Here is a 357-nt window from a genome sequence, read left to right as displayed (position 1 = left end):
CAGGCCGTCGTAGCCCCACTCGCCCGCGAGCCGGCACACCTCCTCGAACGGCAGGTCGGCCCACTGGCCGGTGAACAGCGTGACAGGCCTGGTCATGAACCCTCCACGGTGGTGAAGCGGCTGGCCTCAGCCGCGCTCTGCTCGACGGCCGCGAGCACCCGCTGCACCCGCAGGCCGTCCTCGAAGGACGGTGCGGGGGCGGTGCCGGCGGCGATGGCCTCGATGAAGTCCTTCACCTCGTGGGTGAAGCCGTGCTCGTAGCCCAGGCCGTGCCCGGGCGGCCACCAGGCGCCGGCGTACGGATGGCCGGACTCGGTGACCAGAACCCGCCGGAACCCGGAGTCCTCGGCGGGCAGA

Annotated in this window: 1 pseudogene; it reads right to left on the bottom strand. The window is 72.8% G+C overall.

Annotated elements, in window-relative coordinates:
- Nucleotides 1-92: 92 nt before the first annotated feature.
- Nucleotides 93-357 (bottom strand): annotated as a pseudogene (locus IEY93_RS39170) (gfo/Idh/MocA family oxidoreductase); the annotation flags it as partial.

The sequence above is a fragment of the Sphaerisporangium melleum genome, from assembly GCF_014646695.1.
Lineage (GTDB): Bacteria > Actinomycetota > Actinomycetes > Streptosporangiales > Streptosporangiaceae > Sphaerisporangium > Sphaerisporangium melleum.
The sequence above is the reverse complement of the archived record's forward strand: the minus strand, read 5'-3'. Positions and strand labels throughout refer to the sequence as shown.